This is a genomic window from Microbacterium elymi (genome assembly GCF_021582895.2).
Classification (GTDB): domain Bacteria; phylum Actinomycetota; class Actinomycetes; order Actinomycetales; family Microbacteriaceae; genus Microbacterium; species Microbacterium humicola.
Genome location: NZ_CP091139.2, coordinates 1,710,396 through 1,732,330 on the forward strand (window position 1 = coordinate 1,710,396; position 21,935 = coordinate 1,732,330).

22 protein-coding genes and 7 pseudogenes are annotated in these 21,935 nt (G+C 68.7%); 15 read left to right on the forward strand and 14 right to left on the reverse strand.

Annotated features, from left to right (window positions below; all coding sequences use genetic code 11):
* Nucleotides 1-19: 19 nt before the first annotated feature.
* The 9 genes and pseudogenes from L2X98_RS09290 to L2X98_RS09330 all read right to left on the reverse strand — a co-directional run bounded on the left by L2X98_RS09290 (nt 20) and on the right by L2X98_RS09330 (nt 7,265).
* The gene (locus L2X98_RS09290) at nt 20-685 is read right to left on the reverse strand and encodes a PIN domain-containing protein (protein ID WP_259613078.1); all 666 of its coding nucleotides are present in this window, start codon (nt 683-685) and stop codon (nt 20-22) included.
* Between the two features lie 300 nt (nt 686-985).
* A complete protein-coding gene (locus tag L2X98_RS09295; RefSeq protein ID WP_259613079.1) occupies nt 986-1,693 on the reverse strand; it encodes a class I mannose-6-phosphate isomerase in 708 nt (235 codons plus the stop codon).
* A gap of 309 nt (nt 1,694-2,002) precedes the next feature.
* A complete protein-coding gene (locus L2X98_RS09300) occupies nt 2,003-3,253 on the reverse strand; it encodes an ADP-dependent glucokinase/phosphofructokinase (RefSeq protein WP_259613080.1) in 1,251 nt (416 codons plus the stop codon).
* Nucleotides 3,225-3,518 carry a class II fructose-bisphosphate aldolase gene (locus tag L2X98_RS09305; protein ID WP_259613081.1) on the reverse strand — a complete coding sequence of 98 codons (294 nt, stop codon included), beginning with the start codon at nt 3,516-3,518 and terminating at the stop codon, nt 3,225-3,227. Before L2X98_RS09305 ends, L2X98_RS09300 begins: the two co-directional genes overlap by 29 nt.
* 10 nt (nt 3,519-3,528) lie before the next feature.
* Nucleotides 3,529-3,828, reverse strand: a pseudogene (locus tag L2X98_RS09310) (class II fructose-bisphosphate aldolase); the annotation flags it as partial.
* A 70-nt stretch (nt 3,829-3,898) separates the two neighbouring features.
* Nucleotides 3,899-4,090 (reverse strand): annotated as a pseudogene (locus tag L2X98_RS09315) (class II fructose-bisphosphate aldolase); the annotation flags it as partial.
* 38 nt (nt 4,091-4,128) lie between these two features.
* A complete protein-coding gene (locus L2X98_RS09320; RefSeq protein WP_259613082.1) occupies nt 4,129-4,980 on the reverse strand; it encodes a carbohydrate ABC transporter permease in 852 nt (283 codons plus the stop codon).
* A complete protein-coding gene (locus L2X98_RS09325) occupies nt 4,977-5,927 on the reverse strand; it encodes a carbohydrate ABC transporter permease (protein ID WP_259613083.1) in 951 nt (316 codons plus the stop codon). The genes L2X98_RS09320 and L2X98_RS09325 overlap by 4 nt, the downstream gene beginning before the upstream one ends.
* A 60-nt stretch (nt 5,928-5,987) precedes the next feature.
* Complete coding sequence (locus tag L2X98_RS09330) at nt 5,988-7,265, reverse strand: ABC transporter substrate-binding protein (RefSeq protein ID WP_259613084.1); 1,278 nt, start codon at nt 7,263-7,265, stop codon at nt 5,988-5,990.
* A gap of 255 nt (nt 7,266-7,520) precedes the next feature.
* Between L2X98_RS09330 and L2X98_RS09335 the strand changes: the two genes are divergently transcribed.
* The 12 genes and pseudogenes from L2X98_RS09335 to L2X98_RS20765 form a co-directional block, all read left to right on the forward strand.
* Entirely contained in the window at nt 7,521-8,327 is an 807-nt protein-coding gene (locus L2X98_RS09335) for a DeoR/GlpR family DNA-binding transcription regulator (protein ID WP_259613085.1), read from the forward strand.
* Nucleotides 8,328-8,795: 468 nt separating this feature from the next.
* Nucleotides 8,796-10,141 (forward strand): annotated as a pseudogene (locus L2X98_RS09340) (ABC transporter substrate-binding protein).
* Nucleotides 10,138-10,332, forward strand: a pseudogene (locus tag L2X98_RS09345) (ABC transporter permease); the annotation flags it as partial. The pseudogenes L2X98_RS09340 and L2X98_RS09345, both read left to right, overlap by 4 nt.
* A gap of 79 nt (nt 10,333-10,411) precedes the next feature.
* Nucleotides 10,412-12,037 (forward strand): ABC transporter permease subunit, encoded by a 1,626-nt coding sequence (locus tag L2X98_RS09350; protein WP_259613086.1) that lies wholly within the window; start codon nt 10,412-10,414, stop codon nt 12,035-12,037.
* Nucleotides 12,034-12,705: an ATP-binding cassette domain-containing protein gene (locus L2X98_RS09355; RefSeq protein WP_259613087.1), complete on the forward strand. Its 672-nt coding sequence runs from the start codon at nt 12,034-12,036 to the stop codon at nt 12,703-12,705. Before L2X98_RS09350 ends, L2X98_RS09355 begins: the two co-directional genes overlap by 4 nt.
* On the forward strand, nt 12,663-13,172 hold the full coding sequence (locus L2X98_RS09360) for an ATP-binding cassette domain-containing protein (RefSeq protein WP_259613088.1): 510 nt from the start codon (nt 12,663-12,665) through the stop codon (nt 13,170-13,172). The genes L2X98_RS09355 and L2X98_RS09360 overlap by 43 nt, the downstream gene beginning before the upstream one ends.
* Before the next feature lie 219 nt (nt 13,173-13,391).
* The gene (locus L2X98_RS09365; protein WP_259613089.1) at nt 13,392-13,667 is read left to right on the forward strand and encodes an ABC transporter ATP-binding protein; all 276 of its coding nucleotides are present in this window, start codon (nt 13,392-13,394) and stop codon (nt 13,665-13,667) included.
* 34 nt (nt 13,668-13,701) lie between these two features.
* Complete coding sequence (locus L2X98_RS09370; protein ID WP_259613090.1) at nt 13,702-14,817, forward strand: peptidase C39 family protein; 1,116 nt, start codon at nt 13,702-13,704, stop codon at nt 14,815-14,817.
* A 72-nt stretch (nt 14,818-14,889) separates the two neighbouring features.
* A complete protein-coding gene (locus L2X98_RS09375) occupies nt 14,890-15,522 on the forward strand; it encodes a TetR/AcrR family transcriptional regulator (protein ID WP_259613091.1) in 633 nt (210 codons plus the stop codon).
* A 316-nt stretch (nt 15,523-15,838) separates the two neighbouring features.
* Nucleotides 15,839-16,393, forward strand: a pseudogene (locus L2X98_RS20760) (aminotransferase class III-fold pyridoxal phosphate-dependent enzyme); the annotation flags it as partial.
* A gap of 31 nt (nt 16,394-16,424) precedes the next feature.
* On the forward strand, nt 16,425-16,985 hold the full coding sequence (locus tag L2X98_RS09380; protein WP_259613092.1) for an aminotransferase class III-fold pyridoxal phosphate-dependent enzyme: 561 nt from the start codon (nt 16,425-16,427) through the stop codon (nt 16,983-16,985).
* Between the two features lie 291 nt (nt 16,986-17,276).
* Nucleotides 17,277-17,507 (forward strand): annotated as a pseudogene (locus tag L2X98_RS20765) (YybH family protein); the annotation flags it as partial.
* A 291-nt stretch (nt 17,508-17,798) separates the two neighbouring features.
* Here the strand turns inward: L2X98_RS20765 and L2X98_RS09390 are convergent.
* From L2X98_RS09390 to L2X98_RS09400, 3 genes and pseudogenes are all read right to left on the reverse strand, one after another.
* Entirely contained in the window at nt 17,799-18,101 is a 303-nt protein-coding gene (locus tag L2X98_RS09390) for a hypothetical protein (RefSeq protein ID WP_259613093.1), read from the reverse strand.
* On the reverse strand, nt 18,074-18,538 hold the full coding sequence (locus L2X98_RS09395) for a hypothetical protein (protein WP_259613094.1): 465 nt from the start codon (nt 18,536-18,538) through the stop codon (nt 18,074-18,076). Before L2X98_RS09395 ends, L2X98_RS09390 begins: the two co-directional genes overlap by 28 nt.
* Nucleotides 18,514-19,353: pseudogene (locus L2X98_RS09400) on the reverse strand (C1 family peptidase); the annotation flags it as partial. The pseudogene L2X98_RS09400 and the gene L2X98_RS09395, both read right to left, overlap by 25 nt.
* Nucleotides 19,354-19,607: 254 nt before the next feature.
* On the opposite strand from L2X98_RS09400, the gene L2X98_RS09405 reads away from it, so the two are divergent.
* The 3 genes from L2X98_RS09405 (at nt 19,608) to L2X98_RS09415 (ending at nt 21,205) form a co-directional block, all read left to right on the forward strand.
* Complete coding sequence (locus L2X98_RS09405; RefSeq protein WP_259613095.1) at nt 19,608-20,009, forward strand: hypothetical protein; 402 nt, start codon at nt 19,608-19,610, stop codon at nt 20,007-20,009.
* Nucleotides 20,010-20,204: 195 nt separating this feature from the next.
* The gene (locus L2X98_RS09410) at nt 20,205-20,696 is read left to right on the forward strand and encodes a hypothetical protein (RefSeq protein WP_259613096.1); all 492 of its coding nucleotides are present in this window, start codon (nt 20,205-20,207) and stop codon (nt 20,694-20,696) included.
* Nucleotides 20,693-21,205 (forward strand): J domain-containing protein, encoded by a 513-nt coding sequence (locus tag L2X98_RS09415; protein WP_259613097.1) that lies wholly within the window; start codon nt 20,693-20,695, stop codon nt 21,203-21,205. The genes L2X98_RS09410 and L2X98_RS09415 overlap by 4 nt, the downstream gene beginning before the upstream one ends.
* A 139-nt stretch (nt 21,206-21,344) precedes the next feature.
* Here L2X98_RS09415 and L2X98_RS09420 read toward each other — a convergent pair whose 3' ends face one another.
* Nucleotides 21,345-21,677, reverse strand: a complete 333-nt coding sequence (locus tag L2X98_RS09420; protein WP_259613098.1) for a cupin domain-containing protein — start codon at nt 21,675-21,677, stop codon at nt 21,345-21,347.
* Nucleotides 21,678-21,714: 37 nt separating this feature from the next.
* Nucleotides 21,715-21,921 (reverse strand): helix-turn-helix domain-containing protein, encoded by a 207-nt coding sequence (locus L2X98_RS09425; protein WP_259613099.1) that lies wholly within the window; start codon nt 21,919-21,921, stop codon nt 21,715-21,717.
* Between the last annotated feature and the right edge of the window lie 14 nt (nt 21,922-21,935).

Consider the following 21,935-nt stretch of genomic DNA (forward strand, 5'->3'; position numbering starts at 1 on the left):
GCTATCCGGACAGTTGGCCTCAGTCGTAGTCCTCCGGGTCACGGCACGCGGAGAACGCCTGCGCATTCAAGCGCGTGTTCCAGATACGGAGTGCGTCCGGGCGGATCTCACGGCTCTGTCGATATTGTCCTTGATCGAACCACGAAACGGTCTCAACTTTCGCGGTCTGGAGTGCGCATGCTTCGTCGAGGGCCGGCTCGAGATCTGTGTCCTGAGAGGCAAGGATCACCAAATCGATGTTGGGGTCCCGCGCCTCACGAACGAGCGCGAGCGCGCAGAGCACGTCGACGCCCTTCTCCTGTGGTTTGCCATTGAGGATAAAGCGGCCAGCGGCATCGGTCGCCTTGCGCCCGTCCTGAGCGCGCGCGTACCGGTATTTGAGCGGACGCAGTGTGACACTGACGCGAGGATCCTGCTCCCAATGTGCCTTCTGCGCGAGGTTCCGCGCATACGCCTTGGGGTCGATGTCTGCCGATGGGAGACCCCGGTAGACGAGGACCTTCCTGAGTGTTGCGTGAGCCCTCCCCTCCCGCTGGTTGCTATTGCGCCGAGTGATCAGTTGGTTGGCGAAGTGGAGAGGATGAACGAGATGCTCATGCGGCGGCTGGTGATGCTCGAACAGTCCGACGCCCGTCAGGTGGACATTTTGATAGTCGATGATGACGGCTGCGCGAAGGTCGGGCATCGTTGCACTCCCAGGACAAGAAAAGCCCCACCAGTCCCGGAGGACGGTGGGGAGCTACCCCCACAGACTGGCACATTCGCAGCTCTGGCGCAAACCGATTTCATCATTGCGTAGAGGTTGCCCGTCACCACCGGGGGGCCTTGCCGCCAAACCAGGCCGCGACCATGAGGATCACGACGTGAGGCGCTCGAACACCATCGTCGACTGAATGCGGCGACATCCCGCGACTGTTCGTGCAGTTCGTGCAGGCGGGCGATCATGAGGTCCGCTGGCTTCACTGATGGCTGACCGATGGTGCAATCAAGCGCGCGACTCGGGCGGCATCCCCCGAAGGGCCGACAGCTCCCCCGTCATTCGCACTCGACCGGCTCCGAACGGAACGAGCACCGTCTCGCCGGCGGTCACGGGCAGCGTTCCACCGTCCCACGCAAGCTGCCCGGTCCCGTCGGTCACGACGATGACCGAGAACTGCGGAGCGAGCTCTACCGCGCTCCCCGGTCTCACCGACAGCCCCTCGGCGCGGAAGAAGGTCTCGGCCCCCGTAGGCAGGAACGACCCGTCGTCGACGTGCCCGAGGCATCCGGCGATCGCGTCCTCACTCAACGCCGAGCGGTCGACAGCGCGCAGCGCCGTGGCCTCGTCGAGGCCGAGCAGCGAGTCCTGCTTGGTCAGCCGCTCGTAGGGCTCGTACTCGAGGATGATCGAGAGGTCGGCCGGCTCCTGCAGCTCGAGGATCAGCATCCCCTCGCCGATGGAATGCGGGATGCCGGCGGGCACGAAGAGCACGTCGCCGGGCCGCAGCGTGACCTCGTTCATCGCGGCGAGCATGGCCGCGGCATCCTGCGTGTCGAACCACTCCGCGAGCGTCGCCTCGTCCACGTCCTCGCGGAAGCCCACCCACGCACGGCCCTCGCCGCCCTCGGCGTCGAGGACGATCCAGGCCTCGGTCTTGCCGTTCGCGACGTGCAGCTCGCGGCGTGCGTACGCGCCGTCGGGGTGCGCGTGCACGAAGATTCGATCGCCGGTGTGCAGCGCTTGCACAGCAGCTTCGAGTCGGCGCCGAACGCGGACACGTGCGCCTCGCCCAGGTATCCGACCGGGTCGGCGGCGATGCGGTCGCGCAGCGTGACCCCGTCGATCACCGTGAGCCCCTGATCGTCCGACCCGAACGTGGTCACGGTGGAGGCCACGAAGTCCTCGGCAGCCACTCGTCGCCGCTCGCGGCGCTCCGGCGGAAGCACTCGATCGCCGCGCCGCCGCGGTACGCGCGCGGCGTCGGCCGGTTCTCGCCGAGAACGACCGGTTCCAGTTGTGTGGTCATGCCGCTTCGATCCTCTCTGCGGCGGCCAGCGCCGCAAGGAACCCGCCGACGAAGCAGTCGCCGAGTCCGATGGTGGTGGGCCGCTCGACCGAGATCGACCGGACCGGCACGCACGTGGCCGGCTCCCCCGTCTGAGACACGATCTCCTCCGCGAACCTGGAGTGTGCGGCGGGCGGCTCGCCCTCCGCGATGGCGGCCACCTGCTCGGCGGTGACCCGGTCGCCGTGCGCATATCGAGCGGTCGCCGCGGACGTGCCGCCGCGCAGCGCCGCCGTGAATCGCGCCGCATCCTCACCATAGGCAAGCGCCCAATGCCGCGTGTGGACGATCAGCGTCGGCCCGGGCACGAGCACGCGGATGTCGCGCAGCGCCCGCGCGACCGAGGCGACATCGAGCAGGTCGACCGATCGCCCCAGGTGCGACTGCAGCTCGTCCTCGTTCATGCTGTACACGTCGACGGCGGGCGCGATGCGCGTGCGCACGATCTCGTGCAGACGGATGTCGTGGAACGCGGCATCCTCGTACATCACCACACCGGGCACCGTGCGCGCCTCGATCGCCGCCTGCACTTCGGCCAGCCGGGCCTTCACGACATCCGCGTCGGTCATGACGTTGAACCCCGAGATCAGAAGCCACTCGGCGAGGCGCACGGCCTCGGCGAAGTCGGGGCTCAGCGCCATCTGCACGTGCGGTGGATCGTTCGTGAAGATCAGCCGGTTCGGCCCCTCGATCTCGATCTCGCCATCGACGAGCGCGACGCGGTCGTGCTCGGGCAGCTGCACGATCAGGTGCGGGTGCATGCCGTCACTGGTCGCGCTGGAGATGTAGTCGCAGTCCTTCGGGTACAGCCGGCGGAAGTCGACGTCGATGCTGACGAGGTGCACGGTGGAGCGCACCCCGAGGGTCCGCATCATGAGCGCCGCGCGCACGCACGTACCGCCGAGGGTGACCGTCTTGTCATGCCGTGCCGCGAACCGCGCGATGACGTCGGGCGACTCGACGAACCGCTCGCCGCCGCGCCGCTCGCGGGCGAACCCGAGGATCACGCACGCGAGCGACCGCTCGTCGCGGATCGGCAGCGTGGGATCGCAGTCCGCGATGCGGATGCCGTGCTCGCGCGCGATGCCCTCGAGGACCTGCGCGTCCCAGACGATCTCGTCGTCGATGGTGCCCCCGAGGCCCAGGACGATGCGCCCGGGCCCCGAGGGAGAATGCGCGTCAGTAGAGATCCGCTTTGCCGGCTGCATCGAAGAGTTCGATCTTCTGCGCCGCCGTGACCTTCAGGGCCGCGATCGGCTCGGGCTGGATGGCGTTCGGCTCGCGCAGTCGTTCGTCGGTGCCGAGCACCTCGCGCATCCGGTTGTGGTACGCCACCTTGATGTCGCTGGAGATGTTGATCTTGTTGATGCCGAGCTCGACCGCCCGCCGCAGTTCGGCGTCGGGGTTCGCCGATCCGCCGTGCGAGCACCAGGGGGATGCCGGTGGCCGCCTTGATCTCCTCGAGCAGGTCATGCCGCAGCTCGGGGTTCTTGTCGGCCGGGTACAGGCCGTGCGAGGTGCCGATCGCGATCGCCAGGCTGTCGACCCCCGTCTCGGCGACGAAGCGGACGGCGTCCTCCGCGCTCGTGTAGATGATCTCGGCGGCGCCGGACTCGCCGTAGCTGTCGTTCGCCCCGATCGTGCCGAGCTCGCCCTCGACCTGGATGCCCACGGCGTGCGCGGCCTCGACGACCTTGCGGGTGAGCGCGACGTTCTCGTCGAACGGCTTGAGCGACGCGTCGATCATCACCGACGTGAAACCGGCCTGGATCGCCCGGATCATCTGCTCGTAGCCTGCCGCCGTGATCCCAATGGATCGCCACGGGCACGCTCGAGCGGTGCGCGCGGGAGTGCATCGCGGGAATCAGGTCGGTCGTGATGTGCGCCACCTCGTCCGGGTGGATCGCGATGATGACCGGCGCCGCCAGTTCCTCGCTGATGTCCATGACGCCATTGAACATCGCCCAGTCGCTGATGTTGAACGCGGGGATCGCGAAGTTGTGCGCGTTCGCGACGTCGAGGATGGACTTTCCTGCGTAGAGCATGTGTCTCTCTTTCTTGTTGAGGTTCCGGGGCCGTCGGCTCAGGCCTTCACGGCGCCGGCGGCCAGGCCGCCGATGAAGTACCGCTGGAAGATGAGGAACAGCACGAGCACGGGGATGGAGCCGAGGATGCTCATGGCCATCACCTCGTTCCAGAGGTAGTTGTTCTGCCCCATGAGCAGTTGGATGCCGACCGGGACGGTGCGCCGGTCGTCGCTCTGGGTGAGGGTGAGGGCGAACAGGTACTCGTTCCACGAGATCATGAACGTGTACAGGCCCACCGAGACCATGCCCGGCACCGAGACGGGCACCAGGATGCGCCACAGCACCGACATCGATCCGGCGCCGTCCACGCGCGCCGCCTCGTCGAGCTCGCGCGGCAGGCTGTCGAAGTACGCGGTCATCATGATGATCGCGTAGGGCAGCGTGAACACCACATAGGTGAGGATGAGCCCCTGGTAGGTGTTGTAGAGCTCGAGCACGACCATGATGCCGAAGAACGGGATCAGCAGCGTGATCGGGGGCACCGCCTGGACGCCGATGATCACCACGCGGATGATCGACTTGAACTTGAAGTCGTACCGGCTGAACACGTAGGCGGCCAGCAGCGCGATGACCAGTGTGATGATCACCACGCAGATCGCCACGATGTAGCTGTTGACGAAGTAGCCGATCTTCACCGGGTCGGTGAGCACTGCGGCGTACGCGCTGAACGAGAACGAGCCGTCCACGAGCTTCGGCGGGAACGCGAAGATGTTCGCATTCGACTTGAACGAGCTCGACAGCATCCACAGCACCGGAAACCCGGCGAAGATCGCGCCGACGACCAGGGCGATGTAGATGAGGACGCGTCCGACGTTGCGTCGCGTGCGGGACTTCATTGCGATGCTCAAAACTGACTCGCCTTCTTCTGCTGGCGCACGTAGAAGATCGCGACGAACAGCGACGCGACGAGGATGACGACCGCGCTCGTGGAGGCCAGCGAGAACTGGTAGCTGTTGAACGCGAGCTTGTAGGTGTAGGTGCTGACCACTTCGGTGTGGTTGATCGGCCCGCCGCCGGTGGTGGCCCAGATCAGGGTGAACTGCTGGGTCGTCCAGAGCAGGTCCAGCAGCGCCATGCTGTACAGCACGGGGCGCAGGGCGGGCAGCGTCACGCTGAAGAACTGGCGGATCAGCCCGGCGCCGTCGACGCGGGCCGCCTCGTACAGATCGGTGGGGACGCCCTGGAGGCCGGCGAGCAGGCTGATCATGAAGAACGGATAGCCGGACCAGATGTTGATCACCGTCACCGCGAGCAGTGCGGTCGCCGGCGTCGCCAGCCACGGCACCGCCTCCTGCAGGGCACCGAGCGTGGTCAGCACGTAGTTGATGACGCCGGACGGGTCCAGGCAGCAGCCGCCACAGGACGGCGACCACGGATGCCGTGAAGATCCACGGCAGGATGTAGATCGCGCGGAAGATCGCCCGGGCAGCGCGTGCACGAGCTTCGAGTTGAGCATCAGTGCGAAGGCGACGCCGATGATCATGTGGATGACGACGCTGGCGACCGTGAAGATCAGCGTGTTGCTGACCGCGTTCCAGAAGTTCGGATCGGTCAGGATCGTGACGTAGTTGGCGAATCCGACGAACTGCGGGTTCTGGTTGGTGACGACGTTGTCGAACAGCGAGTAGACGATGACGATGATGATCGGGATGACCATCAGGCCGAGCACGAGCAGCACGGTCGGCGCGATCAGCACGTAGGGCTCGAACCGCCCGCGCCGGCCCGAATGCGGATGGGACGGCCTGCGGGGTGCGGATGTCGTGATCAGGACGGTGTCTGGTGCAGACGTGGTCATGGAGCTCCCTTTCCGGGTGGCCGGCCGCACCGTGCGGGTGCGGCCGGCCCGATCTGCGCCTCAGCGAGATCCGACGCGGATCAGAATTGCTTCTTCCACTGGTCTTGGACGTTCTGCAGCATCGTGGTGGTGGGCTCCTGACCTGCCACCGCCTTCTGGAACTCGGTGAGGAACGAGGTCATCAGCTGGTCGGCTGCCGGCAGGCCGGTGAACTCGTTGACCGGCTTGCTCTTCTGGTAGATGTCGAACGCCGCCTTGAAGTGCGGGTCGGCACCGGAGAAGTCGGGCGTCGAGGTCTTGTTGCCGGGGAACCCGTTGGCCAGGGTCGAGAGCGTCGAGTTGGTGTCCTTGTTCATCAGGTACTGGATGAACTTCCACGCCTGCGCCGCGTGCTGGGTCTTCGCCGACATCCCGATGCCCCATGATGCGGTGAGCATGCCCTTCGTGCCGGTGTAGCCGTCCTTCACCGGCTTGCGCCGAGACGCTGAACTTCAGGTCGGCCGCACCCTGCGTGATGGTGGTGACATGTGCGAGCGAGTCGACCATCATGCCGACCCGGCCGTTGATGAAGTTGGTGACCTTGTCGGTCTCCTGCAGGCTGTTCGCACCCGGAAGGACGGCGTCCGACGTGATGAGGTCCTTGACCATGTCGACGGCACCGCTCACGTCCGGGTTGTCGGTGAGGTTCGGCTCGCCGTCCTTGAGCATGCTGCCGCCCGAGGCCCAGGCCCACGACAGGATGTCGTTCTGCGCGCCGTTGGGGTTGGTGGTGCCCAGCGGCACGACCCATCCCTTGACGCCGCTCTCGGTCTTGCTGATCTTCTTGGCATCGGCGCTGAACTCGCTCCAGGTGGTGGGCGGCGTCGTGATGCCGGCCTTGCTGAGGATCGCGTCGTTGGTGAAGAGCGGGTAGACGAAGTTGACCACCGGGATCATGTACGTGCTGCCCTTGAACGCCACCTGGCTGGCGAGCTCGCTGTCGTCGTAGTTCGCCTTCTTCATGGCGTCGGTGAGGTTATACAGGGCGCCCTGCTTGTACAGCGGATTCACCCACGAGCCGTCGAGGCCGACGATGTCGGGCAGCGTGCCCGACGCCGCCTGCGAGATCGTCTGCGTCTGCAGCGACGCGAACGGCGCGCTGATCAGCTTGATCGTGATCTTCGGGTTCGCCTTGTGGAAGTCGTCCACGATCTTCTGCAGTGCACCGCTGGGCATCTCGGGTGCCCACCACTGCGAGAAGGTGAGTGTGACGTTTCCTCCGTCGTTACTGCCGGATCCGCCGCTGCAACCCGTCAGCGCGAGCGCGACCGCCGACGTGGTCGCGGTGGCAGCAAGCATCCATCGCAGCCGCCGAAGCGGCCTCCGAGCTTCCTTGCCCATGATTCTCCCATCGTTGGAATGAGACTGCTGTTCTCTACTGCTTTCTGCAGTTATCTGCATGTTAGAAGCATCTGCCTTGCAGAGTCAAGCAAAAAACGGCAATAATGGGCGGACGGCGTTCGCGGGGCCGCCGGTCCATGCAATCCGATGCGGTTCGATGCGGCTGTTCTATGCTGTTCCTGTCGCCGCACGCGAATCTCTAGGGGGTCAACGATGAGCCTGCCCGACTCCGAGCGGCGCCTTCCGGCGGGGCGCAAGGCCGAACTCGCCGCCTACGTGTCAGAGCTCGGCGAGGTGACCGTCGCGAAGCTGGCCTCTCATTTCGGCGTCTCGACCGACACGATCCGGCGCGACCTCGATCATCTCGACCATGAGGGAATGGTGATCCGCACGCACGGCGGCGCCGTGAGCCTGAGCGCCGGGACGAAGCCCGACACCGAGCTCGAGGTCCGGCTGCGTGTTCAGACGTCTGCCAAAGAGGCAATCGGGCGGCGGGCGGCAAGCCTGGTGGAAGACGGATCTGTCGTCATGCTCAACGGCGGCACCACGACGCTCGCCCTGGCCCGTCACCTGCGCAAGCACCGCAACCTGACGGTGGCGACGAACAATCTGCGCATCCCCGCCGAGATCTCGCCCAACGTCCTGCGCGACCTGTACATGTTCGGCGGCCCGGTTCGGACGGTGACCCAGACCACGACCGGCCCGATCTCGCTGCGTCTGGGCCCGGGCGATCACGAGATCGAGGTGCGCAGCGACCTCGCGTTCATCGGCATCGGCGCGGTGTCCCCGGTCGGCGGCTACTCCACGAGCAACCTGGGCGACGCCGCGATGATGGCCGCGATGATGGCCCGCTCCACACGGGTGGCCATCCTCGCCGACTCGTCGAAGTTCGGGCGGGATCTGTTCGCCCAGGTGGCGACGCTGGATGCCGCGGACTACTTCATCACGAACGCGCAGCCGCCGGCCGACCTGATGGCGGAGTTCGACGCCGGCGGTGTCGAGGTTCTCGTCGCCGAGTAGCGCGCGCCCGCTTGGTCGCAATCTGATTTCGAAGCTGTTGACTCGCCGTTAAATGCGGTATCGTGCACTCCAATTCAGTCCCACATTGAAATCAGTTGCCTTACGCCCGACGTGCGACGAAATCCGCAGGATCCCCGTCGCCGGGCCGAGCTGACGCAAGGGAGCGGTCAGATGAGCTCAGCAGTTCGGCAGAAGCGCCCCGGGTGGCGCACCGTCCTCGTCGTCGCGGTCAGCGCCGTCGCGGCGCTCAGCATGGCGGCGTGCACGCCGGTGCCCAAGGCGACGCAGGCGACGATCAAGTCCCCGGGCATCACGCTCGAGAACACCGGGGCCGAGGTCGACAAGGTCACCATCGCGCTGCCGGGGTCGCTGTCGAACCTGTACCCGGGCGTTGAAGACGGCATCCTCAACTACAACGTCATCGCCTCGGTGCAGGAAGGCCTGGTCGGTCGCGATGCGTCGGGCAAGATGGTCGGCGCGCTCGCCTCGAGCTGGACGACGCCGGATGCCACGACCTACGTGTTCGAACTGCGCAAAGACGCGAAGTTCCAGAACGGCGATCCGGTCACCGCCGAGGACGTCGCGTTCAGCATCAAGGAAGCGGCCGACGCCACAGCATCCCCAGGCACGTACTACTACCTGCAGAACATGGCATCCGTCGCGGTGACCGGGCCCGCCGAGGTGACCGTCAAGACCAAGCACGCCGACGCCGGATTCCTCGTGAACATGTCGATCGCGGGGGCCATCGCGGTCACGCAGAAGAAGTTCTGGCAGGCCCACAACGGCAAGATCGGCACCAGCCAGACGCTGATCATGGGCACCGGCCCCTACAAGGTGACCGAGTTCGTGCCCGACTCGCATGTCACCCTCGAGCGCGTCGACACGTGGTGGGGCGGTGTGCCCAAGGTCAAGAAGATCGTGTTCGAGTTCATCCCCGACCAGAACACGCGCCTGGCCGCCGCGCAGAAGGGCAACGTCGACATCGCGCTGAACGTGCCGATCACTCAGCTCAAGCAGTGGCAGAGCATCGGCGACTCGCGCATCGAGGCCGTCAACGACCTGTCGTACGTGGGCATGATCTTCGACCAGAAGGTCAAGCCGTTCGACGACGTCAACGTGCGCAAGGCCATCTCGTACAGCATCGACCGCGATGCGATCGTGCAGAACCTGCTGCGGGCCTCGGCCAGCCGGCGACGGCGATCATGACGCCCGAGTCACTCGAGCCCGCGTACAGCGCCGACGCGGCCAAGAAGCTGCTGGCCACCCTTCCGCAGTACGACTTCGACACGGCCAAGGCCAAGGCCGCCCTGCAGGCGTCGTCGGTGCCGAAGGGCTTCACGGTCGAACTGACCTACCCCAACACGGGGCCGCAGATCGGCCTGGCCGCGCAGGCGATCGCCGAGAACCTGAAGACGATCGGCATCACCGTGAAGGTCAGCGAGGTGCCCATCGAGCAGTGGCTTGCCACCATCGGCGACGGCAAGCACGGCCTGGGCTTCATGTGGTACTTCTCGACCACCGGCGACCCGTCCGAGATCAACAGCTACCTCGTCGGCCCGGACAACCCGAACAACTTCACCGACCCCGCCGCCGAACAGATCATCACGACGTCGTCGGCGCAATCCGACCCGAAAGCCCGCATCGACGATCTCATGAAGCTCGAGAAGCTCAGCGCCGACAGCGCGGTGAACGCGCCGATCTGGTGGGGCCAGTCGGTGACCTACTTCAGCAACAAGATCGGCATCGACTCATACAGCCCCTACACGTTCGTGACGATGTGGGGACCGCAGCTGTTCTCGGCAAAGGTCAAATGAGCGGCCGGCAGTCCCTGCGCCTCGCCCAGACGATCGTCCTGCGCCTGCTCGGGGTGGCGGTGATCCTGGCGATCATCTCCTTCCTCACCTTCGCGCTGATGTACCTGGCTCCCGGCGACCTGGTCAAGAACCTGCTGGGCAATCGGCCGAGCACCCCCGAGGCGGTCGCCGCGATCCGCGCCCAGTACCACCTCGACGACCCGTTCATCGTGCAGTACTGGGAGTGGCTGAAGGGCGTGCCTGCACGGCGATCTGGGCGAATCGATCCGGATGCAGCGACCGGTCTCGCAGGTGCTGGCCGACCGCAGCAGCGTCACGATCATCCTGATCGTGCTGTCGTTCGTGATCGCCGTCGTCTCGTCGATCCCGCTCGGCATCCTCAGCGCCACCCGCCGCGGCAGCGCACTGGATCGCTTCGCCAGCGCGGTCACACTGACCGGGCTGTCGGCGCCGAGCTTCGCGCTGGCGATCGTCGGCATCTACCTGTTCGCGATGCTGCTGCCGATCTTCCCCGCCTACGGCGCCGGGTCGGGGATCTGGGACCAGCTGTACCACCTGATCCTGCCGTCGATCGTCCTGGCTGCCGGCATCGGGGCGATTCTGATGCGGATGACGCGGGCCGCCGTGATCCGTGAGCTCGACGGCGACGCCATCACGTTCGCCCGCGCCCGCGGGCTGTCGCAGCAGGTCGTCCAGCGCATCGCGCTGCGCGGCGCCCTGATCCCGATCGTGACCAGCGCCGGCCTGATCCTGACGTTCATCATCGGCGGCACGATCATCGTCGAGACGGTGTTCGCGCTGCCGGGCATCGGGCAAGCTGCTCGAAGAGTCCGTGCTGTTCAAAGACCTGCCGACGGTGCAGGCCCTGACCCTCCTGGTGGCCGCGGCGATCGGCATCGTGACGGTGATCGTCGACCTCAGCTATCTGGTGTTCGATCCCCGGGTGCGGGCGAGGGAGCTGAACCGATGACCCTCGAGAACGGCGCGCCGCCCATCGACGGCGGGTTCGAGAACCCCGGCCAAGGCGTCCCGTCGACGCCGACCGAGCGGATCGCGGCGGTCGGCCGCGCGCGCACCCAGTCGCTCAAGCACCGCAGCTGGACGGTCATCGTCTCGGCGGTGTTCCTGGTGCTGGTGGTGATCACCGCGATCGCCTCGCCGTTCCTGCAGACGGCGGCCACCGCGCAGCACATCATGGACGCCACGCTGCCGCCCGGGACCATCGGGCACCCGCTGGGGACGGATGAGCTCGGTCGCGATGTGCTGCTGTTCACTCTCGCCGGCACCGGGTCGGCGACGGTCGGACCGGTCGTGATCGCCGCGGGCTCGATGGTGCTCGCGATCATCTTCGGCACCGTCGCCGGCTATCTGCGCGGCACCACCGACTGGGTCATCGGCCGGGTCGTCGACATCCTGCTCTCGCTGCCCGTCATGCTGGTCGCCCTGGTGGTCGCGGGCGTGTTCGGCGCCGGCTACTGGGTCACCGTGGTGATGCTGATCTTCCTGTTCTGCCCCTCTGACATCCGCATCGTGCGCGCGGGCGTGACCGAACAGGCACCGCGACCGTACGTCGAAGCCGCCCAGATGCTGTCGCTGTCGCCGGCCAAGATCATGTATCGGCACATCGTCCCGAACGTGTGGCCCCTGATCGTGACGAACTTTCTGCTGAACGTCGCGATCGCACTGGTGACGCTGTCGTCGCTGTCGTTCCTGGGTATCGGCGTGGCCCCGGGCACCCCCGATTGGGGGCGCCAGATCTCGGACGGACAGAACATCATGAGCGAGAACCCCGCCATGCTCATCGTGCCGGCCCTGCTGATCGTGCTGGTGGCGATGGCCGTCAACGTCCTCGGCGACTGGCTCGACGACACGCTGCGCGAACGGGGACTGCAGTGAACGGCGATACGCAGGATGCCGCCGCCGGCGGCGCGCACGACGCAGGCGCGTCGGGCTTCACCGCGTCGGGCCTGACCGTGCACGGCCCCGACGGAGTGATCGTCGCGCCGCTCGACCTGACGGTGCCGGCCGGCCGCATGGTCGCCCTCATCGGCGAATCGGGCTCGGGCAAGTCGATGACCGCCCGCGCAATCACCGGGCTGCTGCCCGCGCGGTGTCACCGCCGACGGGTCGGCGAACGTCGCCGGATTCGCCTACGACCTGGCCCAGCGCGGCGAGAACGCCTGGTCGCGCGTGCGCGGCCGGCGGGCTGCGCCTGCCTGCAAGACCCGTTCACGAGCCTGAGCCCGCTGTATCGGTGCGGCGACCAGATCCGCTGGACGCTGCAGGCCCAAGCACAGGCCGCCGGCGGCGGCCGGCCCGGCGCCAAGGCGCTGCGCACCGAGGTCGCGCGGCGGCTGGACGAAGTGCACCTGTCCGAGAAGGTCGCCGGGCAGTACCCGTTCGAGCTGTCGGGCGGCATGCGCCAGCGGGTCGCCATCGCCGCGGCCCTGTCGGCGTCACCGGCAGCTTGCCGATCGCCGACGAGCCGACGACGGCTCTGGATGCCAGCACCCAGGGCGAGGTGCTCGACCTGCTGCGCGAACTGCAGCTCGCGCACCGGATGAGCCTCATCCTGATCAGCCACGATCTGGGCGTGGTCGGCGGCCGCGCCGACCACGTGATCGTCATGCGCCGCGGCGAGGTCGTCGAGCGGGGAGGCGCCGATCAGGTGCTGCGGCATCCCTCGCACGAATACACGCGCGCCCTCATCGACGCCAATCCCGCACTCACCGATCCGATCGGACCGCTCGCCGGCTCACAGCCCGCACTGCTGACGGCCAGCGGCATCACCAAGAGCTTCGGCGGCACCGTCGCCGTACGCGATGCGTCGGTCGACGTGGCCGCGGGCGAAGTGGTGGCGATCGTCGGCGAATCGGGATCGGGCAAATCGACGCTGGCCCGCTGCATCGCGGGACTCGAGGCGCCCGACGCGGGCGTGGTCGAACTCGGCGACACCACGCTGTCGAGCACACGGCACGGGCGCACGCCGGGGAGATGCAGATCGTGTTCCAGGACCCGTATTCGACGCTGAACCCCGCCTTCACGGTGGGGGCGGCCCTGGCCGAGGCGGTGCGCGCCAGCGGCACCGGCGCGGGCACCGGCACGAGCACGAAGCTCACCGCGCGGGTCGACGAGCTGCTGACCTTGGTCGGACTCGACCCGGCAGCTGCGCAGCCGACGGCCGGCGCAGCTGTCGGGCGGGCAGCGCCAACGCGTCGCGATCGCCCGGGCACTGGCCCCCGAGCCGCAGGTGCTCATCTGCGACGAGAGCGTGTCGGCGCTCGACGTCTCGGTGCAGGCCCAGATCCTGGCGCTGCTCGACCACCTGCGTCAGACCCTGAACCTCGCGATGCTGTTCATCACACACGATCTGAGCGTGGTCGCGCGCATCGCGAACCGGGTCATCGTGCTGCGGGAGGGCGTCATCGTCGAACGCGGCACCACCGCGCATGTGCTCACGACGCCGGACCATCCGTACACGCAGGCTTGCTGGCCGCCGCGCACCGCGACAGCATGGCCCACGTGAGCAGCACGATGCCGGACACGACCGAGGGGGCGGAGTGATCACCGTCGAGCACCGGCCCGGAGCACACCTGCCCGAGACGCTCGCCACGCCCGACGCCGTCGTGCGCTGGTCGTCGGTGCGCGAGTTCTGGATGCCGGTGACCACCGTCATCCGCGCGGCCGATGGCACCGCCACCGGCGCGGCGCTGACCATGGCCCGACCCGGCACCGCCTACCGCAAGATCGTCGACACCCTCGCGGCCACCGACGCCGACTACGCCGCCCTGCTCGACGCCGTGATCGCTCTCGGTGGCGACGGCGGCGGGCTGGACGGCATCCTTCCGGCGACGGTGCTGCACCTCGAACAGCGCGCGGCACTGCCGCCCGCTCGTGCGCAGGCGCTCGCCGACGCCGGGTTCGGGCGTCAAGACTCCGCCGTGCCGTCGGTGCCGAGCACCCTGGTGGGCAAGCCGAAGGGCGTGGACGTGTGGTCGCGGTGGAGCACGGATGCCCCGACCCGCCGCATCCCGTACTACGGCCAGACGACCGAGGTGACCTGCGGGGCGGTCACCGCGCTGGGTGCGATGCACGCGGCCGGGCACGGCGCGTTCGCCGCCGACCGCGACGACAACCACTCGATCGAGCTGGGGTTCTGGCGGCTCGCGACCAACCTGCCCGCGTGCGAACCGATCGGCCTGGCCGTGGCCACGCGAGAAGAACTGGGCGAGTACGCCGTCTCGCCGCGGGTGATCGTGAGCACCGATCAGCCCGTGCTGCTCGAGGAGTTCGCCGACCGGCCCGGCGAACTGCGCCTGCGCGAGGACCTGCAGGCCGAGGCCCGGCGCCGCGCGGGCCTGCTCGGCGTGCCGGTCGAGCACCGCTGGATCGACGTCGCCGAGATCGCCGCTCTCGTGCGCGACGGCTCGAACGTCGGCATCCTGATCGACCTCGCCCCGCTCATCGACGACCCGTCACCGCACTGGATCCTGGCCTACGACGTGATCGGCGACGACCTCATCGTCTCGGACCCGTGGGTCGACGCCGACAATGCCGAGACGTGGGCCGACACGTTCGCGCTGCCGCTGCCGCCGGCGACCCTCGATCTGGTCGCGCGCTGGGGCCACCCGGTCTATCGCGGTATCGTCGTCTTTCCGCCGGCGGTGGCGCCGTGACGGTTGCATCGCAGGGTGAGAAGGCGGCATGCAGAAGGCCGCATGCAGAAGGCGCCGTGCAGAGGGGATGCCATGGCTGACGAAGCGGTGACGCGGGCGCGCCGTCAACAGCTGCTCGAGGCCGGAGCGCGAGTGATCGCCGAGCGCGGATTCGCGAACACGCGGCTGGCCGATGTGGCGCAGGAGGCGGGGGTGAGCGCCCCGCTGATCGTGCACTACTTCGGCACGCGCGAACAGCTGCTGACCGACGCACTGCAGTACACCGAAGACCGGTTCTATGAGCTCGTCGCCGAACGTCTCGCCCCGATCGCTCGGGCCGCCGATCGACTGACCGAGCTGATCGTGATCGACTGCTCGCCCGAGCCCGACGTGAACCTGCCGCAGGGCTGGGCGCTGTGGTTCGAGATCTGGAACCGGGCGGCGCATGATCGGGATGCCGCGACCCAGCGCGCCGCGCTGGATGCGCGCTGGGTCGCCGCGGTGGCCGAGATCATCCGGCAGGGGCAGGTCGACGGCGACTTCCGCCCCGAGATCGACTCCGATCGTGCCGCCCGCATGCTCACCGCGCTGCTGGACGGCCTGTCGATTCCGCTCGAGCTGGGCGACCCCGCCGTCACCCCTGACGAAGCCCTGAGCCTGGCCTTCGAGCTGCGCGACCGACTGCTCCTGCCGCCGGATCACGTCCGCGCCCCCGCGCACTCCTGACCGCACTCCCGACGCCGCTCCCGTCGCCGCGCCCGTCCGCGCTCTCGACCGCCCCTTGACATTCGTTGAATGACCGTTCAATGTGTGCATATGACCCTCACGACCGCCCTGACCACCGACTGGCCCCGCGTGCACACCGCGCTTCCGGGGCCGGTCAGCCGCGGCATCCTCGCTCGAAAGGACGCCGTGCTGCAGGGACCCCTGCGCGACGCCGAGAACGTGCCGTTCGTGCTCGGGCGCAAGCACGGGCATCTTCTCGAAGACGTCGACGGCAACGTGTTCGCCGATCACGTGTCGGCGTGGGGCGCCGCCCCGTATGGTGCGCAAGCCGCCGCAGGTTCGGGATGCCGTGACCGGCGCGTGGGATCGCTACGGCATGGAGATCTCGCAGTACCTCGCCAGCGAGCCGGTGGTCACGCTCGCCGAGCGGCTCGTGGCGCTCGCGCCCGGCGCGATCACGCGCGCCGCGCCCACCGTCACCGGCACCGAGGCCGTCGAGGGCGCGGTCAAGCTCGCGCGCGAGGCGACCGGCCGACCGATCATCCTGAGCTTCCTCGGGCAGTATCACGGCGAATCGACGTATCTGACGGCGTCGGTCTCGACCGACATGCCCGGCAACACGAGCGGCATCGCGCAGTATGTGCCCGGGATCGTGCAGATCCCGTATCCGCAGTCGTTCCGTGCGCCGTTCCACGAGGGGCCCGGGCCGTACGACGACACGATGTGCCTGGACTATCTGCGCGACTGGGTGCTGCGCTACCAGGTCGAGCCGAGCCAGATCGCGGGTGTGCTCATCGAGCCGGTCGCGGGCGAAGCCGGGATTCTGACGCCGTCGCAGGCGTTCTGGGATCGCCTGGTGGGCATGTGCCGCCAGTACGGCTGGAAGCTGCTGCCTGGACGAGGTGCAGACCGGTCTCGGGCGCTGCGGCACGGTGTTCGCGGCCGAGCGCTGGGGACTGGAGCCCGATCTGCTGCTGGTCGGCAAGGGCGTGACCGGCGGCGGCCAGGCCGTGGCCGGAGTGCTGGGCACCGACGAGATGATGGCCGACTCGACGACGCACCTCGGCGGCACGTACGCGTGGGAACCGGCCGCCTGCGCCGGCGCCATCGCCGGGCTCGACCTGCTGGCCGATGGCACCGTGCTGGCCAACACTTGCGAGCTCGAGCGCATCGCGCTCGAGGAGTTCCGGCCGCTGGTCGACGAGATCGACCAGCTCGGCGACGCCCGTGCGATCGGGGCATGGGCGTGTCTGGAGTTCGTCACCGGCCGGGGCGAGATCGAGCCGGCGCCCGAGTTCCAGCACGCCGTCAACCTCGCAGCGATGCGACGCGGCGTCTTCGCGATCAGCGAGGCATCCAAGTCGCTGTACCGCATGCAGCCGGCACTGACGATGGAGCCGGAACTGTTCCGCTGGTCATGCCAGCAGATCACCGGCGCGATCCGCGAGGTGGCTCGCGGCTGACGGCCGAGGGCGGCGAACACCGGTCTGGACTGGCAGCCCGACGACGCGGATGCGTTCGACCGCCCCACCGCGCGCGTGGCGATCGCCGGCGAGCACACCGGGCTCGCCCAATCGCTGTCGGGGGCGGTGGCGTCCGGATACCGTGCCGCTGCCGCGCTCGCTCCCGTCCTCACCGCCTGACTCTCGAGGTTTCCGACCTGCGGGGGACCGGACCGGAGGCGTGCATCGCGGCCGATCCCGCCCGCGAAAGCGGTGCCAAGCTGGGAGGAGCAGACCAGACAGGAGACCGCCATGCCCTCGAATGACGAGCACGAGAAGGCCGAGAATCCGGAGGACATCCCGCGACTGTTCGTGCAGTTCGTGCAGGCGGGCGACTATGACGGGCTCGCCTCGCTCTACGAGCCCGACGCCGTGCTCGCGCTTCCGCCGGGCGAGCAGACCCGCGGCAACACCGCGATCGCCGAAGTGTTCCGTCAGGTGTTCGCCGAGCGCACACCGGGCGGGCCGGGATCAGAGCTCGAGCCGGTGCTGCGCGAGCGGAGACTTCGCGCTGACCTCCACGCGCATGGCGGACGGAAGCGTCACGGCCGAAGTCGCTCGCCGTCAACCGGACGGGTCGTGGCGGTGGGTGCTCGACAACCCCAGCATGTGACGTCGCTGCGCCGCCACCACACTCTGCGGCGGTCGTCGTGCAGAACTCCGGAGATATCGACATGCAACGGCGCAACACGCCGAGAATCCGGACCTCGCCGTGTCGATCGTCCGGAGTTCTGCACGCGGCACACCAGACCACGGTTAGTCAGCACTCGGATCTCACCCCGGCGCGACGACCCGCACGACCAGCCCGTGCCGCTCCCGCACGCGCCCGCCCGCGTGGGTGAGCGCAAGGTCGATCACGGCGACCCCGACCTGAAGCGCGTCGATCTGCAGCTCGCGCTCGTAGCTGCCGTGCCCCGGCGTGTGCCCGACCGGAGGCATCCCGACCGTCCGCACCTCGATGGCCGCGGCATCCCCGGTGATGGTGGCCAGCCACCGGTAGCCCTGGCTGCCCGCGCCGGTGATCGGGGCGCGGAACTGCGCCCCGATCGTCAGCTCGAGCTCAGAGGGCAGGTCCAATGATCACTCCGTCGTGCCATCCCGTGCCGTCGCGCCAGAAATGCTGCATGCGTCCATCCTGCCTGCGGGCGACCACCTCGAGGTTGAACCCGAAGCTGCCCTGCACGAGGGCGAGCACCCGCTCGATGGCGGTGCCGAAGCTCGCACTGGGGCGCCACACTCCCGCGCTGTCGCGCCACCAGTGCTCGCAGCACGCCCGAGGCCAGGGCCACGACGAGCTCGTAGTTGCCCGACGCGAACTCGTCGGCGCGCCCGTACTGACCCTCGATCATCACCGGCGCGGTGCGGCATCCGCTCGCGAACGACGCCATCGGCGACCACGCCCAGGTGGTGCCGTCGGCCCGCGCCCAGTGCTGCAGGGTGCCGTCGGCGCGTACGCACACCAGCTCGAGGTCGCCCTTCGTGGTCTGGATCAGGCTCGGCCCCGCCTCGCGCACGTTCGTGCCGAAGACCGGGCCGGCGTGCCATCCGCCGCCGTCGCGCCACCAGTGCTCGCAGCTGCCCGCTGGCCAGCCCCGCCACGACCTCGAAGTTCGCGCCGTACGAGCTCTGCACGAACCCGGGGGTGCCCACCGCGTTGGCCGGCCCGAAGGTCGCGCCGTCGTTCCAGGTGCCGTGCGTCTGATCGAAGTACCAGTGCCGCAGGCGGCCGGCGCTGGACGCGTAGATCAGCTCGAAGTTGCGGTTGTAGGTCGTGCCGGTGGCCGTCGGCTCGGAGCCGGCGTCGTTCGCGAACCCGGATGCCTGGGCCCACGGCAGGCTGCCGGTGCCGTTGTCGCGCCACCAGTGCGCGATGCCGCCGCCCGCGGCCGCGTGCACGAACAGCTCGAAGTTGTCGTGGCCCGCGCCGTCGCCGCTTTCGAACATGGCGCCGTTGTGGCTGAACCGCTTCGCCCACGGGTCGGGGTTCGTGCCGCGCAAGCCCGTACATCACGTTCGAGTCGATGTTGATCTGGCCGTAGCCGATCCAGCCGTACCCGCGGTCGCCCCAGTCGTCTCCCCCGGGCGTGCCGCCCCACGAGTTGCGGATCAGCCAGGCCTGCTTGCGGTCGTCGAACCCGACGACGTCGACCACGTGCGTGCCGTTGGAGCTCTGGTGCGGGGCCGCCTTGTACACGGTCGAGATGTCGCTGTAGCCGTAGAAGTCGTCGAAGATCGTGATGGAGCTGGCCACGGTCGGGCCGACCTGCCAGATCCAGTTCTTCATGTCGTCGACGTTGCTCAGGGTGGTGAACGCGGGGATCTTGACCGTGCGACCGCTGCGGTCGAACGTCGTCGTCGCGGTCGTGTGCTGCGTCGAGCCGGTGCCGGACCTGCCTCGGTCCCGGCACCCAGTAGCCGTCGTTGTGCGCGGCCGGGAACGGCCACGGGATGGAGCCCGGGTCGGCCTGCCCGTTGTTCTTCACCCAGTTGAGTGTGTTCACGGCGTCACCGCACTGCCCGACCACCACAGTCAGACCGCGCACGACATCCCCTTCCGACCGCGGTGCCCACGTGCAGTGCTCGATGCGGGTCATCGCCTCGATGATGCCGGTCGGGGCGAAGATCCAGCAGTGCTCCGAGTCGAACTGGTCGCGCGTGCGGGTGAAGATCGGCCAGCCGTTGTGCGTGCGCCAGTCCACCGCCGCGGGGCGTGCGGGCGCCGGGGCCGGCGGCGCGGGCGGCGTCGGCTTCGGGATCGGCAGGCGCAACCCGGGGACGAGCCCGGGCGACGGCGCCTGCGCGAACTGCCGGGCGATGGGATGCTCGGACACCAGCGTCAGCACGTCGACGCGCTCCGTCGGGTCGGCGGGCTTCGGCGGCGGACCGCCGAGCAGCCGGCGCACGAGGGGCGCGTCGTCGGGGATCGACGGCAGCACCCGCCATCCCAGATCGTGCTGCGCGATCAGCGCTCGCACGTCGCCGTAGGTCTTGAGCGTTTGCGTGGACATGAGGGACTCCCGAAGATCGGATGCCGCAACCTCGGCATCGTCCACCGGGAAGAGCGGCCCTCGCATCGGGCTGATACCGCGGCGAACGCGCGCGCGGATTCGCCATTCCACCTTCGGCCCGGACCGGCTACAGTTTCATGAGAGCTTTCTCATTTTCAAAGGGAGTCGTGCGATGACTGGACGCGCCCGGCGGATCCGGGTTCCGGGTGTCGCCGCCGACTTCCGCGTGCCGCCGGGGTGGACGACGCCGACCGACCAGTGGATCCGCGAGAACGCCTTCTGGCGTCCGCCCGCCGACTGGACGCCACGGGACGGCCTCCCCCTCGCCCCCGCGGACTGGGTGTTCTGGCTGCCGAACCCGCACTGGTACACCACGAGCACCTCGATGTACCGCGGCGTCATGCGCTGGCAGACCAGCGCCGCGTGGCTGGCCCTCGCCTCGATCCTGGTCACCACGGCATCCGCATTCCTGAGCGCGTTCCCGCTCGTGCGCCTCGCCGGGATGGCGCTCGGCGCCGCCATGCTCACCTGCCTCATCGTCTACACCGTCCTCCGGGCGCGGACGACGCGGCGCCTGTTCCGACAGCTCGAGTCCGAGGCCGATCGCCGCCGGTCGCAGCGGCTGACCCGCGAGTACCAGCGCTATCTGGTGACCAGCGCATGACCCTCGATGAGGCACGCCGCCACCTCGGCATCGAGCGGGGCGCCAGCGTGGAAGACATCCAGCAGGCCTTCCGCCGGTGCGCGCGATGGCTGCACCCGGATCGCTTCCCCGAGGTGGATGACGCAGCCCGCGCGCGCCTCGCGCGCGATTTCGACCGCGCCCGGCAGGCCCGCGACATCCTGGTGCGCTTCACGCTGGACGCCGAGCGCGAGCCGGCTCCGGCATCCGATCCTTCGACGGTCCGCACGGCGCCGCGGCCGCGGCCCGGGTCGCGTCCGGCGTCGACTGCACGATCACGGACGGGCGAGCCGCATCCCCCGCGGGCCGATGCGCCGCGGGTCACGCTGCGCTTCGACGAGTTCGTCGCGTGGACGGATGCCGTCGCCTTCGCCGGCGCCGAGCACTCGCGCGGCTGGATCGACTGGCCGCGGATCATCGTCTGGTCGGCGCTCGGACTGGTCGTGACCGGCGTCGTCAGCAGCCTGATCGTCGCGGGCGCGATGACCTGAGCGCGCTGACCTGGACGTCCGGCCGGCGGCTACGGGCGAGCCGCCTGTCCGACCCCCGCTCTACCGTGGGCGGCATGCGCAACGCGAGGGTGATCGACGAGCCGGCCGACGTACATGCCACACCACGGCATCCGCGCGCTCACACGTCGCGCAGGTGCACCCGCTCGCCGTCGCGCGACATGAGGTGGATCATCTCGGCGGGTCCCGGCCCGGCCGAGGCGGTGCCGTGCGGGATCAGGGTGTCGAATTCGACCGCCTCGCCGGCCTCGATCAGGTGCTCCTGGTCGCCGAGCGCAAGGCGCACGCGGCCCGAGACGACGAAGAACCAGTCGTAGCCCGAGTGCACCCGCTGCTCGACGCGGCGCTTCGCGGGCACCGCCGGCAGCGTCACCTTGAACGCCGTCGGCCCCTCGCCGTGACGCGACAGCGCGACCCAGGTGCGGCCGTCGCGCGTGATCGGCGTGCCGTGCACGCGCGGATCGCGGGATGTCTCGACCCCGACGAGAGCGTCAAGTCCGACGTCGAAGACCGTCGCGATCGGCGAGCAGGTCCAGGCTCGCGCGCCGCTCGCCCGATTCGAGGCGCGACAGCGTGCTGACCGAGATGCCGGTGCGGGCCGACAGCTCGGTGAGCGTGAAGTCGCGACGCGTGCGCAGGGCGCGCAGCCGCGGGCCGACCGCATCGAGCATCCCGGCGACGTCGACATGTTCTGTCACGATGCCTCCTTTGC